This window comes from Aquipluma nitroreducens (assembly GCF_009689585.1).
Taxonomy (GTDB): domain Bacteria; phylum Bacteroidota; class Bacteroidia; order Bacteroidales; family Prolixibacteraceae; genus Aquipluma; species Aquipluma nitroreducens.
Genome location: NZ_AP018694.1, coordinates 2172120 through 2188129 on the forward strand (window position 1 = coordinate 2172120; position 16010 = coordinate 2188129).

Consider the following 16010-nt stretch of genomic DNA (forward strand, 5'->3'; position numbering starts at 1 on the left):
TATAATCGGTCATGTTCAAAAATAGAAAATCACTTTTCAAAAAGATAGCTATTTTCCTGGCTATTCTTGGTCCGGGCATTATTACCGGAAGCGTTGATAATGATGCGGGTGGAATTACAACATACTCCGTTGCAGGCGCAGTTTACGGCTATAACCTGATCTGGACACTCATCCCTTCGTTCATCGTTCTGGTTGTTATTCAGGAAATGAATGCCCGAATGGGTATTGTTACCGGTAAAGGACTTGCCGACCTGATACGTGAAAATGCCGGGGTGAAAATTACATTTTTCATCTTTATCGGATTACTTGTTGCCGATATTGGAAATACGACCACCGAATTTGCCGGGGTTGCCGGAAGTATGGAGGTGTTTGGTGTGAGTAAATACATATCTGTGCCCATAATCGGTGCATTGATCTGGCTCCTGGTAGTAAAGGGAACATATAAAATTGCCGAACGAATATTCCTGCTTTTCAGTGTTTCATTGCTAATGTATGTAGTTTCGGCGCTGATGGGCAAACCGCATTGGGGCGAAATAGGCCATTCGATCATTCATCCACAATTGCCGATAAACGCAAGTAGTATTGCAATGATTATCGGAATTATAGGAACCACCATTGCGCCATGGATGCAATTCTACATGCAATCTTCAGTAATAGAAAAAGGGTTGGACATGAAGCAATATAAATATTCGCTGATCGACATTGTCGTTGGCTGTGTTGCTACAGTAGCAGTAGCTTTTTTCATCATGGTTGCCTGTGCCTCCACATTGCATGTTAACGGCATTCAGATTAACGAAGCTAAAGATGCTGCCTTAGCGTTAGGACCATTAGCCGGAGAATTGGCATCACAAGTATTTGCTTTCGGACTATTTATTGCATCCATATTTTCAGCAACCATTTTACCATTAGCAACTGCATTCTATGTATGCGAAGCTTTCGGATTCGAGGCTGGAATTGATAAAAAATGGGATGATGCCAGAGAGTTTTACATTCTTTATACCGGGATTCTGATTCTTTCGGCCGCAATCATTTTATTGCCTAATGCCCCCTTAATCCTGATTTCTCTATGGACACAGGTAATTAACGGAATGCTTTTACCGGTTGTACTGGTGTGTATGATCTTGCTTGTTAACAACAAAAAAATAATGGGACAGTATGTAAATAAGCCCATCAACAACATCATTGGCTGGGGAGCTGTTATTATTCTTATTGGACTTTCAGTGACACTTCTTTTAATGCCGCTATTTTCGTAGCTCTTAAATTGAAGAATTAATTTTAGTTTTTAATTCATCCGCGAATTCCAGTCAAATAGTTACCTTTGCACCGAAATCATTATAAATCCAAAATGGACGATTATCATTCGACACAGTTAAAGTTATTAATCCGGTAGTCAGAGCCCGTCATAGTCTCTGGTTGTCGACAAAACGGAGAAACTATGATTACTTATTGGGAAACCGGTACTTCCTTTACACGTTTGAACACATTTCAGCCAAACTGCTGGATCAACTCACAGGAACTTACCAACGAAGAAGTAGAAGAATTAATCAACACGTACGATGTACCCCGTGATTTTATCATGGACGTTTTAGATATCGATGAGCGTTCGCGTATTGAGGTTGATGAAGATAAAGTATTGATCATTCTGCGCGTACCGCTTAACAATCAAAACAATGGTATTCCTTTCATTACGGTTCCACTTGGAATTATTGTCTCAGGTAATCAGGTCATTACCATTTGCTCACGACGAACCGAAATAATTCCGTCTTTAATCAAGCAAGTCAACGAAAACAAAATAACGATCACAAATCAGTTCGATTATGTACTTCGCATATTCCTGATTTCAGCGGTTTGGTTTCTTCAGTTCCTGAAAGAAATAAACGTGCAAACAGCACTGATTGAAAAGGATCTGGAGAATGCAACCAAGAATAAGGAATTGCATCGACTGCTTCACATGGAAAAGTGTCTTGTGTTCTTCATTACATCGCTGAAAACAAATGAAATGGTTCTTGCGAAAATGCGTAATGGCCGCAATATGCAGGGCATCGAACACGATGAAGACCTGATGGAAGATGTAATTATTGAAACAAAACAGGCTCTTGAAATGGCCAATGTTTACAGCGATATTCAGAGTGGAATGATGGATGCCTTTGCTTCAATCATCTCGAATAATTTGAATGTCATCATGAAGCAACTTACTTCGGTAACCATTATCCTGATGATACCTACTTTAGTCGCCAGTTTATATGGAATGAATGTACCCAACAACTTTGAGAATTCTCATTACGCGTTTATTTTTGTAATTGCCATTTCAATTACCTTATCACTGTTTGGGGTGCTCCTCTTTAAGTGGAAAAACTGGTTCTGATCAGATAAACTGCAAATAAATAACTCCGCCAATCAGAATAGTGAGGTATATTTCGCCCCAGATTGGCCGCTTCATGTAGATTAAATAGTTCGAAATAAGGTAAGTCAGTGGGATTGCCAATAGAACAATAATATCTTGAGATACAGCAGGATTGGCAACTATCAATATACACGACATCAGGAAAATCCAGAAAAAAGCTTTGAAGTATTTTCGTGAACTAATCTTTTTACCATCGTACTGCGACAGAATAAGAAAACTGGCAAGAAGTGTCAGAAAACCGAGAAAACCCAAATAAATTTGAATTGGAAGATTCGCAACCAGAAAAGACTGATGTGATGAAATATTTTCTTTAAGCACACCTATCAAGTCTTCCGATTGTCCGGTTCCAGCATAATAGGCTAAGGCTGCCAGCCATGGTAAAATAAATCCAAGCGTACTTAAAATATATTCGCGCCAATTGACTTTCGGTTTTATAATTAAAAATCCTATCCAGAGAAAAGGAAAGAAGAAAACAAGATTTAGGTAAAATAGTGAACCAATGGCTAAAAATATTCCGGCTTCGAAGGCATTGGAATGAATAACCTCTTTGTCGTACGCGTTAAAAATTCGGTCAACAGTAAGTATTAAGAAAAGCGCCGCAGGATAAATTGGATGCATGGCATGAAGTTCATGCAAACCACTCGTAATCAATACAAATAGAATGGAAGGAAGTACTGTCCTGACACGAATAAAGGTGTACTGAACATTTAGCTTTAAGATCAGAAAAGCCAGCAGGATAATAAACACCAAAGCAAAAACATTGCTGGCAACCGTACTTTTACCAATCAGGGCATTTATGGGCTGATAAAGTAGCATCGAGTCCTCGCCAGGATAAAATGGGAACGGCATTGGGTTCATAAACGACTTGATCCACAAAGCTCCGGCAATGAGCGGTATCAATAAGAAATGAAAAGTCTGATTTGATTTTAACGTTTTAAGTAACATGCTTTATTTATGGCGTTTATGCCCTTATTTTTATTCAATTCTATAAATCGAAACCTAAATCTTTTCGGTAATATAAACCTTCGAATCCAATCAATTGTGCATTTTTATACGAACAGGCCAAAGCTTCGCTCATCGTTTTTCCATACGAACTGATCGCCAAAACACGACCTCCATCAGTACAAACATTTCCATTTTTAAAGCTGGTTCCGGCATGAAAAGCAAAGCTGGTTTCTACTTTTTCCAATCCACTTATTACTTTCCCTTTTTCGTAAGGACCGGGATAACCTCCAGAAACAAGCATTACTGCTGCCGCTGTTCTTGGATCAATCTCGATGCTCTTTTTGCCAAGAGTTCCCTCAGCAGCACCAATCAACAAATCGACAAAGTCAGACTTTATCCGCAGCATGACAGCTTCAGTTTCCGGATCGCCCATTCTCACATTGTATTCAATTACCATCGGTTCGCCCTTGCAACTAATCAAACCAAAAAAGATAAAACCATTGTATGGAATCTGATCTTGAATCAAACCCTGAACCGTTGGACGGATAATTCGGTCTTCAACTTTTTTCATGAAGAGTTCATCGGCAAACGAAACCGGAGAAATTGAACCCATACCTCCTGTATTCAGGCCTGTATCGCCTTCGCCAATGCGTTTATAGTCTTTTGCTACCGGAAGTATCCGGTAGTCTTTCCCGTCAGTAATGGCAAAAACCGAACATTCAATTCCACTCAGGAATTCCTCGATCACCACTTTACTGCTTGCAGCGCCGAACTGTCCTCCAAGCATTTCTTTCAACGAATCTTCAGCCTCCTGAAGGTCGTTCAGAATCAGAACGCCTTTCCCGGCAGCCAATCCATCGGCTTTTAAAACATAGGGTGAATCCAAGGTTTTCAGGAACGAAAGTCCTTCATTCAGGTTTTCAGCAGTAATCGCTAAATATTTTGCTGTTGGAATATTGTGACGCACCATGAATTCCTTGGCAAAATCTTTACTTCCCTCTAGCTGAGCGCCCAATTGATACGGTCCAACAAAAAGTACATCTTTTAATTTGCTGTCAGTACTAAAAAAATCATGCAATCCTTCACAAAGTGGAACTTCAGGTCCAACCAAAACCAAGTCGATCTGATTGTCAAGAACAGCTTTTTTCAAGCCTTCAAAATCAGAAACTCCAACCGGGATGTTTGTTCCTAACAGTGATGTGCCGGCATTTCCAGGAGCAATAAACAATTGCCTGAGCTTCGGCGATTGCTTGATTTTCCATGCCATTGCATGTTCTCTTCCTCCTGAACCAACTATTAAGATATTCATTGTTGTCAATTCTATGTAATTATTAAATTAGTTCGGAGTGTCTAGAATTCCGAGTGCCTAAAGTTGAATAAAACTCCAGGCACTCTAGCACACTTTAGACACTTCGAACTTTTTCATATGGAATAGCTTCAAAACGGTAACCCTGCTCTTTCATCCAGCGAATTGCCCGTGGCAATACTTTTGTCATGTTGTGCTTTGCCTTTATTGAATCGTGAAACGTTATGATTGATCCCGGCCGAACAAATTCGGTAACATTCCTGAATACTTTGTCCGGATTCAGGCGGTTATCGTAATCACATGTAATTAAATCCCACATAATTATCCTGAACTTCTTTTTCAGAACACGGTATTGCGATGCTTTTAACCATCCGTGTGGTGGCCTGAAAAGATTTGAAACAATGTATTTTTCGGCCTTTTCAATGTTTCTGAAATAATCCTTGTCAAAGTGTTTCTGCCCTTGCCAATGGTTGAATGTGTGATTTCCCACTGAATGTCCATCGTCAAGAATCTGTCGGTATATTTCAGGATATTTCATCACATTTTCGCCCACACAAAAGAACGTCGCGCGGATATTTTCCTTCCGAAGAAGATCAAGTACCCAAGGCGTTACTTCCGGAATTGGCCCATCGTCAAATGTCAGGTAAACAACCTGCTCGGTTTCAGGAAACCTCCAGACAGCACTTGTGTACAGAGAGGTTATAAAACCGGGCAAACGAACCCGAGGGGCAAAACGCTTCATTATTTCAACGAACTATATCTGTCGAGATAGCTGGTAAACGAACTAGCCACTTCCTTCCCAAGTTCAGGCTGATCGCCTCTGTTGCAAACATTTCCCATTTCCCTCATGAAATACAGAATCCGCTGAATTTCTTCATCAACCGAAGCTCTCATAGGTTTGCTCATTTTAAAGAAATAGTCAAGCTGTTCTTTATAATCAGTCATGATTGTGTTGATGATTTCCTTTCCCTTTTCAGGCTTTCCGGCCTTGAAATAAGTTTCGGCCATCATCATGGAGAAATAATTATACGGTACGATTTTATGCGGGATCAGTTCAATACCGCGATCGAGAACCTGAGCAGCTTTTTCATTCTGTCCATCTGCAACAAGCGTTTCGGCCAATCGGTTAAACGTATTCCGGATATTCATCATCATCCTAGCGTTATTCTCGTCGATGTAAACTTTCGGATCGTTCATGTTTCCCCATTTGAATTTATCCATCACATTGGCGTACATCAGTCTCTCATTCACTTTGCCTACGTTAATACCACCTTCCGTTTCAGTTGTTTTAATTGGCACCAATCGATATGCAAGTCCTTCGAGCTGGAAATAATCCTGAAGATTCATGTATTTATCGCGACCAACTGTAATTGCAAAATAGATCGGACGCTCCCAATTGTTATTGGCAATCATATCAAGAACCATCAGTTCGTCTTTGGTAATGTAATGTTTGCTACTGAGGTCAATCTTTAGCGTGTCCACGATTTTGTCGTAATCTTCAGGCTCAACTACTTTATTCCGTATTACAGCAGCTTTATCAACCACCATGAATAACTTTTTAGACGGAATGTAAGCAGCATTGTCTGCTTGTTCAAGTTTAGTTCGTGGATTTTCGTCTTTCACAAAATCAAGCGCCTGTTTCAATTCAACCGAACCTTTCAAACGTGGATCTTCCATCAGGTAAACCACGTCGCGTTTGCCTTGCACATACTGATCGTGATTAAACGAGATAGGCAGTGGAGCAGATTCGTAAGCTTTACTTTTCATCTGATCGACATACCAGTCGGTCTGGAAATAGCTCAAGTTACAAACCCTGACATCTTTACGCACGCCTTCCACTTCCTGATTGTACCACAGAGGGAAAGTATCGTTATCGCCATTGGTGAAAATCACCGCATTTGGCGCGCAAGTATTCAGATAATTAGCTCCGAAATCGCGACAGGTATAGCGGTTCGACCGGTCGTGGTCGTCCCAGTTTTGAGCGCCCATAATTACCGGCACCAACAGAAGTGACAATCCACCGGCAACGCCAGCGCTGGTTGTATCCGGAAGATATTTTTTAAGCGCTTCATAAAGTCCCAAAACGCCAATTCCAATCCAAATGGCGAACGCATAGAACGATCCGGCGTAAGCATAGTCGCGTTCACGTGGTTGTAAAGGCGACTGGTTCAGATAAACAACAATTGCTAATCCGGTCATTAAGAACAGAAGAAAAACTGTCCATAAATCTTTTTTTCCTTCAATGCCACGGTTATACATGAAAACAATACCTATAATTCCAAGAATGAAAGGCAACATGTAATATTTATTCCGCGCTTTATTATTCTTAAACTCCTGTGGAAGTGTGCTTTGATCCCCTAAACGTATCGAATCGAGGAAATTAATCCCAGTAATCCAGTTTCCGTTGGTAATTTCGCCATTACTCTGAATGTCGCTCTGCCGTCCTGAAAAGTTCCACATGAAATATCGGAAATACATGTGGGCAATCTGGTACCTGAAGAAGAACGTAAGGTTTTCGCCAAAAGTTGGCAGCTCAATGGTCTTAGCCTGACCATCTTCGTCGGTAATCGAAACCCGGCGTCCTTTTATGTTAGCCCATTGCTTATATGCCTCAATATGCTCGCTTTCGCGACTGTACATGCGAGGAAAGATGGTACATAAATTCGAATCAAAAACTGGTTTCTGGCGCATATCTGCAACTACATACTTCCCGTTTTTCTGAATATAGTAAGGTTTGTCGTCGACATATTTATCCAAAGGTGTATTGTAGTACTGACCGTACACCAACGGGCGGTCGCCATATTGTTCGCGATTCAGGTAACCCAGTAAGGCAAATACATTGTCCGGACTGTTTTGATCCATCGGAGGATTTGCCGCCGAACGAATGACGATCATAGCAAATGAAGAATAGCCAATCAGAATTACTACAACACTGATCAAAACTGTATTCCAGAGAATTAATTTCTTACGAATGGTATAGATTATTCCAAATACAAGTGCCCCAATAAGCGCTAAGGCATAAATAATTACACCGGTATTAAATGGAAGTCCAATGCCATTTACAAATAGCAATTCGAACCAGGTAGCAATCGTAATAACTCCCGGAATAATACCATACATCACAACACCCAAAATCAATAAAGAAACGGCTAAACTGATCAGAATTCCGTTGCGGGTAACTTTATATTTCCTGAAATAATAAACAAAAACAATAGCTGGAATTGCCAAAAGGTTCAAAAGGTGAACACCAATCGAAAGTCCCATCAGGTAAGCAATCAAGATGATCCACCGGTTAGCGCGAGGCTCATCGGCCTCATTTTCCCATTTCAGGATAGCCCAAAATACGAGAGCTGTAAACAGCGACGACGATGCGTAAACTTCGCCTTCAACCGCCGAAAACCAGAATGTATCGGAAAAAGTATAAGCTAATGCTCCAACAACTCCAGCACCAAGAATAGCAACGGTTTGACCTAATGTATATTCACCATCAGCTTTTATTAATTTTTTAGCCAGATGCGTAATTGTCCAGAAAAGAAAAAGAATAGTGAAAGCGCTGGCCAGTGCCGACATCGCATTTACCATGATTGCAACGTGCGAAGGGTTACTTGCAAAAAGGTTGAAAAATCGTCCCATGATCATAAAGAACGGCGCGCCCGGTGGGTGACCAACTTCTAATTTATACGAAGTGGTTATAAACTCACCGCAATCCCAAAAGCTGGCGGTTGGTTCAATAGTCAGCAAATAGGTTACTGCAGCCACCAGGAAAGTGAGCCAGCCAACGATAATATTCAGTTGCTTAAAGTTTTTCATCTGCTTATTTTTTACCACATTGGCACTAAGAACTCATCGTTTTTTTGTTATTAATTCCTTTTTCAATGCGTTCTATGTGCCAAGGTAGTTTTCATTTACGTTTTGAGCATATTTTAACGGCTGCGAAGTTAGCACATTCTTTCAAAATCAGGATAAAAGGAATTTGAATTTCTGAACATTGAGAAGTGCTATTAGCATAAATTAACAGTAAAACGCACATTACTCCCTTCGATACGCTTCGCTACTCAGGGAGCGGCTCTTTTAACTTCTGTCTCCGGACTCCGGTCTTTTTTAAAACACTGACTCAACAATCTTGCGGGTATTATCCGAAACCCCGTAGGTATAAATGTGTAAGCTTGGCGCCTGATGGGCTACCAAATCCTTCGACTGCAAAATAGCCCATTCGGTACCAACAACTTTGGCATCGTCATCGGTTTTGCATTTACCTAATTCAACAGCCAAATCCTGGGGAATATCGATACTGAAAAGTTTTGGCAAAACAGTCAATTGGTTTTTCAGATTGATCGGTTTGATTCCAGGAATAATCGGAACCGTAATTCCAATGGCTCTGCATTTATCTACAAAATCGTAATATTTCTGGTTGTCGAAAAACATCTGTGTCACAATGTAATCAGCTCCTGCATCTACTTTTTGTTTCAGGTATTGAAGATCGGTTTCAGCATTTGGAGCCTCAAAGTGTTTCTCCGGATAACCAGCCACCCCGATGCAGAAATCCATGGGAGCTGTATTTTTAAGATCCGCTTCCAAATACTTGCCGCTACGTAAATTCACGATCTGTTCAACCAACTGGTTGGCATTCGAATGTCCGTTCGGATCGGGCCTGAAAACATGTTCGCCTTTATTACCGTCACCGCGCAATGCAAGCACGTTCTTGATACCCATAAAATTCAGGTCAATCAGAACATGTTCAGTTTCGCTTTTCGAAAAACCGCCACACAAAATATGTGGAATCACCGGAATTCCATATTTATATTGAATGCTGGCGGCAATAGCCACAGTTCCAGGACGTTTGCGAACTGTTCGTTTTTCAATGCGGCCATCGGGCATCTCGATGTACATCATTTCATCGCGGTGCGTGGTAATGTTGATGTACTTCGGGTCGAAATCGACCAGTGTTTCTACTGTTTTGTATATTTTACTGGCATCGTTTCCCTTGAGCGGGGGTAGAAGTTCAAACGAAAAAACAGTTTTATCGCTTTGATTAATAATGTCAATAACTTTCATCTCTGGGTTATTTTAACGGTTCAAAAGATTAGCTGACAACCAATCCTTCAACGAAATATCATTTAAAAATGTTCTCAATTTCCTTTTGAGTCTTATTCATTTCTCGCTTCAGTTGAGTTTCAACCGAATTGTTGAAATGAAAAATCATATCGGCTACAAACATAACAACCAAACCCAAAACGAACGAAACCAAAGCTGTTTTTGTTGAATTTTTCATGGATATTAATTTTTAGATCACATAGTTTGCGAAGTTGCGGTATTTATCGGTCTTCAAAATTTACATCTCGAACCATAAGTTTTGGAAAAACTGCGATCAAATCAAGCTATTAATATCTGTTGGGTGCATTTTATTGCCATGCAAGAACTGTGTTTAATACCTATATTTACTTCGTTATTACTTCCAAATCCCAATAAAAAAAATGATTTTTGCTTTTTTACTTATCAAAATTCCCCATTTGAATATTGAATAAGCAAAGGAGAGGTCAAAAAGCCAATAGTTAATGAGTATTTAAGGGCACTTTGGTGTATTAACGCATAAATCAGTACATCGTTCGCGTATGAAATACTTATTTGTTACATCCATATGGCTCCTTTTGTCATGTATAAGCCTTCACTCAATTCGTGCCAATGAACCAGAGTCAAAACCAATCGTTTCGAAAGTACCGTTTGGCGATCCGTTCATCATGCTCTGGCAGGGAAAATATTATGCCTACGGAACACTTTCTCCCGATGGGATTGCCGTATATGTTTCCGATGATTTGACCACATGGACTGCTCCTGAAGGCATTTCAAAAGGCTTGGCACTGAACAAATCTGACGTTTGGGCCGATCGCTGGTTTTGGGCTCCCGAAGTGTATGCTGTAAACGGAAAGTTTTACATGTACTATTCGGCTGACGAGCACATTTGCGTTGCTACCAGCGATTCGCCGCTGGGTCCTTTCCGTCAGGAAATTAAAAAGCCAATGCTTGAAACCGAAAAATCAATCGACAATTCACTTTTCATCGATGACGACGGAACGCCTTATCTCTTTTTCGTTCGGTTTAACGATGGCAATAATGTTTGGATGGTTCAACTCGAAAAAAATCTGATTGACCTGAAGCCGGAAACCCTTCGTCATTGCATCCATGTTTCCCAACCCTGGGAGGAAATATGGCCGCGTGTAAATGAAGGTCCGTTTGTCATTAAACAAAACGGCGTTTACTTCATGACTTATTCGGCCAACAGTTACGAAAGCCCTTTCTATGGAATTGGGGTCGCAACTGCCACCAACATCCACGGCCCATGGATTAAATCTGAAACTAACCCGGCGCTTCAGAAACCGGGCGATCTGGTAGGTATTGGACACAACGCATTATTTACCGGTAAAGACGGAAAGCTGCGAATCGTATTTCATGCCCACAACAGTACCACCAAAATTCATCCTCGAAACATGTATATTAGCACCGTAAGATTCGAAACTAAAGACGGAAAAGAAAAAATGGTAATCGATAAAAACTACCTGACCCCAACCTTGAAAAAACAATGAAAAAACTAAAAACTCTGATCTTTGCAATGCTGGCATTCGTTTCATTCGGAAGATGCAGCGCAAAAGAACCCGTGCAGGATATTAAAACAAAAAGAACCTTTACCAATCCGGTGTGGGATGGCGCCGATCCCTGGATGGTTAAACAAGGAGAAGATTACATTTATTGTTGGTCTTCCAACAATTCGATTAACGTTTCACGTTCGGCAAAAATGACCAAACGCGGCGAAGTGAAAAAAGTCTGGCAAGCACCTTCTACCGGCTGGAACCGCGCTTGTGTTTGGGCTCCTGAAATTCATTTCATACAAGGGCGCTGGTATGTGTATTATGCTGCCGGGGAATCGGGGCCACCATTTATTCACCAGCGAACTGGAGTGCTGCGCTCGGCCACCGACGATGTGTTCAGCGATTACGAAGACATGGGCGTTTTATACACCGGCGACAATCCGGCTGACCCAACTTCGAATGTGTGGGCGATTGATATGACCACGCTCGAACACAAAGGCAAACTTTACGCCATCTGGTCAGGATGGATCAAACAGGAAACCACCGATGCCACCCAGCAACACCTGTACATTTGCGAAATGGAAAATCCGTGGACGATGAAAGGTAAACGCGTCAAGCTTTCGTCGCCAGTTGAAAGTTGGGAAACCGGTGGTCCATTGAATCTGAATGAAGGACCGGAAATTCTGAAAAATGGAGACAAAGTTTTTGTGATCTATTCGTGCCGCGAATCGTGGTTAGTTGAATACCGCCAGGGAATGCTACAACTGATTAACCCGGATGGAAACCTGCTCGATCCGGCGAACTGGAAGAAATCAGGGCCGGTATTTCAGGGAAATTCGCAAGTCTATGGAGTGGGGCACTGCTCATTCGTGAAATCGCCCAACGATACCGAAAACTGGATCATTTACCACTCGAAAAAGAGCACCACTCCCGGATGGGAACGTGATGTGCGCATCCAGCCTTTCACATGGAATGCCGACGGAACACCCAACTTTGGCGAGGCAATTCCTGCCGGAAAATCCATCAATCTGCCTTCAGGAGAAGTTGAATAACAATCGAATACTCTAATTTGAACAAATAAAATTAAACCAATGAAAAAACACCTATTTATCCTTGCCATGGCAAGTACACTACTTTTTGCGGCTTGCCAAAATGCGCCTAAAAAGGCTGAAAAAACCGAACCTGTTTCGACCCGTTGGAACGAAACACAGGCACAACAATGGAGCGCTGAAAACGGCTGGCTGCGTGGTAGTAATTTCAACCCAAGTACGGCCATTAACCAGCTGGAAACCTGGCAGGCCGAATCGTTCGACACCACAACCATCAACCGTGAACTCGGCTGGGCACAAGGCATTGGCATGAACGTGATGCGCGTTTACCTGCACCATGTGGCGTGGGAAGTCGACAAAGAAGGCTTCAAAAATCGCATGGGCACTTACCTGACCATAGCTTCAAAACATGGCATCAAAACGGTCTTCTGTATTTTCGACGACTGCTGGAATCCAACGTATAAAGCTGGGAAACAACCTGAACCCAAAATCGGCGTTCACAATTCAGGTTGGGTGCGCGATCCGGGCGATTTGCTTTATACCGACACCACACTCATCAAAACACTTGAGGCATACGTGAAAGATATTTTGACCACTTTCAAAGACGACAAACGTATTGCCATCTGGGATTTGTACAACGAACCCGGAAACTCTGGCTATGGCAACAAATCCCTTCCATTGCTGAAGAAAGTGTTTGAATGGGGTTGGGAAGTTCGTCCGTCGCAACCTTTATCTTCCGGAGTCTGGAGTTTAGCATTATCCGATCTGAACAAATTTCAGGTTGAAAATTCGGACATCATCACATATCACAATTACGAAAGTCCTGAAAAACACCAGGCTGCCATTGATACCCTAAAAAAATACAACCGTCCGCTGGTTTGTACCGAATACATGGCTCGTCGCAACAACAGTCTGTTCACCAACATTATGCCCATGCTGAAAGCCCAAAACATTGGTGCCATCAACTGGGGACTGGTTGCCGGAAAATCGAATACCAAATATGCCTGGGACGAACCCATTGCTGACGGATCGGAACCTAAACTTTGGTTCCACGAAATTTTTCATCCTGACGGAACTCCTTACAAACAAGAAGAAGTAGATTTGATCAAGAGTTTAACCCTGACAAAATAATGATGAATAGAATTACTCTATTTTCGATGGTCTTAGGTGCTGCAATTGCGTTTAGCAGTTGCTCGCCGAAGCCACAATCCAAAACCGAAAATTGCTTTACGCTAAAAGCTGAAGATTTTCAGAAAACCATTGATGGTAAAACCACCAATTTATACTTCCTGAAAAACGGAAATATTCAGGCGGCCATTACCAATTACGGAGGTCGCATTGTTGGCCTTTGTACTCCGGATAAGAACGGTAAAATGGGCGATGTTGTACTTGGATTCAGTAGCATTGATGGATACCTGAAAGCCAAGGAAGTGTTTTATGGAGCTTTGATTGGCCGCGTTGGAAACCGCATTGCCAAAGGGAAGTTCACCCTCGACGGACAGGAATATACTTTGCCATGCAACAACGGTGTAAACCATTTGCACGGTGGTCTGGGCGGATTTCACAACGTAATCTGGGACGTAAAAGCAGCAACAGATTCATCAATTGTTTTGACCTATTTATCGAAAGATGGCGAAATGGGTTATCCCGGGAATCTGAACGTGGAAGTTCAGTATTTGCTCGATTCGAAAAATGAAATTGTAATGAGCTACAAAGCCACTACCGACAAAAGCACTCCGGTCAACCTCACCAACCACGCATTCTGGAATTTGGCTGGCGAAGGAAGCGGAACCACCAACGACCAAATTCTGACCATTAATGCGGATGCCTATACGCCTGTTGATTCAACCCTGATTCCATTGGCCGGAAACGAACCTGTTGAAGGAACTCCTTTCGATTTCAGAGTAGGTAAAGCCATTGGCACCGATCTTGGACAAGTTGAAACCAATATTCAGTTGAAACATGGCCCGGGATACGACCACAATTTCGCACTAAATAAAACTGTTGCCGGAGAAATGTCGTTCGCAGCAACTGTTGTTGAACCGGTTAGCGGACGCAAAATGGAAATTTTCACCCTGGAACCAGCCTTGCAATTTTATGGCGGAAACTTTATGGATGGGAGCGATACCGGAAAAAGTGGAAAAGCTTTTAAATACCGCGAAGCATTTGCTTTGGAGACACAGCATTTCCCTGATTCTCCAAACAATACAAACTTTCCGTCCATTATCCTGAAACCGGGCGAAACATACCAAACACAAAGCATTTACCGCTTTAGCGTGGTGAAATAGTCTTAATAAATGGAAATTTAGAGAGCGGGTGACTTTGAGTCACCCGATCACTCTTTTTAAAAGGTCAGCATGTGTTATTCGCGTGCTGACTTTTTCGTTTAAAAAGTTCTAAATTTGGATACGTTTCTTAATTAATTGTCAATGACAACACCATCTTCAAAAATCAGTTTTACGGCTCCAATTATCCAGCACGAGGGAATGAACGCCGGATATGTTGAATTTCCGTTCAGCGTGGAAGACATATTTGGAACACGTGGAATGGTGAAAGTAAAGGCACTGTTCGATGGAAAAGCTGAATACCGCGGAATAATGAGCAACATGGGAACCGGTTGCCACATATTGATTCTGACACAGGAAGTGAGGCGTAAGTTGGGGAAATCGTTCGGTGATTCGGTTTTAGTTGAGGTGGAACACGACCTCGAAAAAAGGGAAGTGCTTATTCCCGATGACGTTCAAAATTTACTGGCTAAATATCCAGAGGCACAGGCCTTTTTCGAAAAACTATCCTACACCCACCGTAAAGAGTACATCAATTGGATTACTTCAGCTAAACGCGAGGAAACACACGCAAAACGGATGGTTGAGTTTATCGAGAAACTGCTGCAAAAGAAAAAGCCAGATCAGAAATAAACTTTTACTCATGAAAACAAACGAGTTAATTCGGGAAATCAGATCGTACTGTATGGCCAATGCCAATGCAGAGCAATTACAAAAATCGCAACGCTTTTTTAAGGAAGAATTTGTCGGGTATGGACTTACAGCCCCGCAGGTACACGGCAAAGTAAAAGAAATGCTTAGCCGGGGAGGGTTCAACCTTCAAACTGTTATGGAAGCTGCCCCTGAATTGATGAAAGGTGGTAAGTACGAAGAAATCTCTATCGTTTTGCTTTTGCTCGACGGGCTATGGAAACAATTTACTCCGGAAACTTTTCAAATTATAGGAAGTTGGTTTTCATTCAGCATTACCAACTGGGCGCATGCGGATACGCTGGCCATGTTCACTTTACCTCGGTTTCTGGATAAAAAGATTCTCGAAATGGAAGATTTTAGTCCGTTGCTCAATTCTCCGTATAAATTTCAGCGGAGGTGCGTGCCGGTAACGCTAATTAAACACATGAAGAAAACCCGACAGGTAATGCCTTCTATTCTTTTTGTGGAAAAACTAATGGCTGATCCGGAACGCGAAGTTCACCAGGGCATGGGCTGGTTCCTGCGCGAAGCCTGGAAAATCAATCCAGCCGAAGTTGAATCGTTCCTCTTGAAATACAAAGACACAGCGCCGCGATTGATCATTCAATATGCCTGTGAAAAAATGACTCCGGAAAATAAGTTGCGGTTTAAGCGGGCAAAATAGGCGTTCATTTAAAATGGAAATGCCCGCATTGGGCTTTCCAACACGGGCATTCAAAAATTTTAGTGACCGGATGAACTCAA

At 41.9% G+C, this 16010-nt stretch carries 14 protein-coding genes; 8 read left to right on the forward strand and 6 right to left on the reverse strand.

Annotated elements, in window-relative coordinates; all coding sequences use genetic code 11:
* Positions 1 to 11 precede the first annotated feature (11 nt).
* Both AQPE_RS09090 and AQPE_RS09095 read left to right on the forward strand, forming a co-directional pair.
* Positions 12 to 1253 (forward strand): Nramp family divalent metal transporter, encoded by a 1242-nt coding sequence (locus AQPE_RS09090; protein ID WP_318350749.1) that lies wholly within the window; start codon positions 12 to 14, stop codon positions 1251 to 1253.
* 182 nt (positions 1254 to 1435) lie between these two features.
* Entirely contained in the window at positions 1436 to 2365 is a 930-nt protein-coding gene (locus AQPE_RS09095) for a magnesium transporter CorA family protein (RefSeq protein WP_318350750.1), read from the forward strand.
* Here the strand turns inward: AQPE_RS09095 and AQPE_RS09100 are convergent, their stop codons facing one another.
* The 6 genes from AQPE_RS09100 to AQPE_RS09125 form a co-directional block, all read right to left on the reverse strand.
* Positions 2366 to 3349: a DUF6427 family protein gene (locus AQPE_RS09100; RefSeq protein ID WP_318350751.1), complete on the reverse strand. Its 984-nt coding sequence runs from the start codon at positions 3347 to 3349 to the stop codon at positions 2366 to 2368.
* Positions 3350 to 3389: 40 nt separating this feature from the next.
* Positions 3390 to 4658 (reverse strand): phosphoribosylamine--glycine ligase, encoded by a 1269-nt coding sequence (gene purD / locus AQPE_RS09105; protein WP_318350752.1) that lies wholly within the window; start codon positions 4656 to 4658, stop codon positions 3390 to 3392.
* Positions 4659 to 4752: 94 nt separating this feature from the next.
* Entirely contained in the window at positions 4753 to 5397 is a 645-nt protein-coding gene (locus tag AQPE_RS09110; protein ID WP_318350753.1) for a polysaccharide deacetylase family protein, read from the reverse strand.
* The gene (locus AQPE_RS09115; protein ID WP_318350754.1) at positions 5397 to 8465 is read right to left on the reverse strand and encodes a protein O-mannosyl-transferase family; all 3069 of its coding nucleotides are present in this window, start codon (positions 8463 to 8465) and stop codon (positions 5397 to 5399) included. The genes AQPE_RS09110 and AQPE_RS09115 overlap by 1 nt, the downstream gene beginning before the upstream one ends.
* Positions 8466 to 8756: 291 nt before the next feature.
* A complete protein-coding gene (metF, locus tag AQPE_RS09120) occupies positions 8757 to 9710 on the reverse strand; it encodes a methylenetetrahydrofolate reductase [NAD(P)H] (protein ID WP_318350755.1) in 954 nt (317 codons plus the stop codon).
* Positions 9711 to 9768: 58 nt separating this feature from the next.
* Entirely contained in the window at positions 9769 to 9927 is a 159-nt protein-coding gene (locus tag AQPE_RS09125; RefSeq protein WP_318350756.1) for a hypothetical protein, read from the reverse strand.
* Between the two features lie 340 nt (positions 9928 to 10267).
* On the opposite strand from AQPE_RS09125, the gene AQPE_RS09130 reads away from it, so the two are divergent.
* The 6 genes from AQPE_RS09130 (at position 10268) to AQPE_RS09155 (ending at position 15930) form a co-directional block, all read left to right on the forward strand.
* A complete protein-coding gene (locus AQPE_RS09130) occupies positions 10268 to 11236 on the forward strand; it encodes a glycoside hydrolase family 43 protein (RefSeq protein WP_318350757.1) in 969 nt (322 codons plus the stop codon).
* Positions 11233 to 12291, forward strand: coding sequence for a glycoside hydrolase family 43 protein (locus tag AQPE_RS09135; protein ID WP_318350758.1), 1059 nt, complete (start codon positions 11233 to 11235; stop codon positions 12289 to 12291). The genes AQPE_RS09130 and AQPE_RS09135 overlap by 4 nt, the downstream gene beginning before the upstream one ends.
* A gap of 39 nt (positions 12292 to 12330) precedes the next feature.
* Positions 12331 to 13419, forward strand: a complete 1089-nt coding sequence (locus tag AQPE_RS09140; RefSeq protein WP_318350759.1) for a hypothetical protein — start codon at positions 12331 to 12333, stop codon at positions 13417 to 13419.
* Complete coding sequence (locus tag AQPE_RS09145) at positions 13419 to 14576, forward strand: aldose epimerase family protein (RefSeq protein WP_318350760.1); 1158 nt, start codon at positions 13419 to 13421, stop codon at positions 14574 to 14576. Before AQPE_RS09140 ends, AQPE_RS09145 begins: the two co-directional genes overlap by 1 nt.
* A 141-nt stretch (positions 14577 to 14717) precedes the next feature.
* Complete coding sequence (locus AQPE_RS09150) at positions 14718 to 15206, forward strand: YdeI/OmpD-associated family protein (protein ID WP_318350761.1); 489 nt, start codon at positions 14718 to 14720, stop codon at positions 15204 to 15206.
* Positions 15207 to 15216: 10 nt separating this feature from the next.
* The gene (locus AQPE_RS09155) at positions 15217 to 15930 is read left to right on the forward strand and encodes a DNA alkylation repair protein (protein ID WP_318350762.1); all 714 of its coding nucleotides are present in this window, start codon (positions 15217 to 15219) and stop codon (positions 15928 to 15930) included.
* The last annotated feature ends 80 nt before the right edge of the window (positions 15931 to 16010 follow it).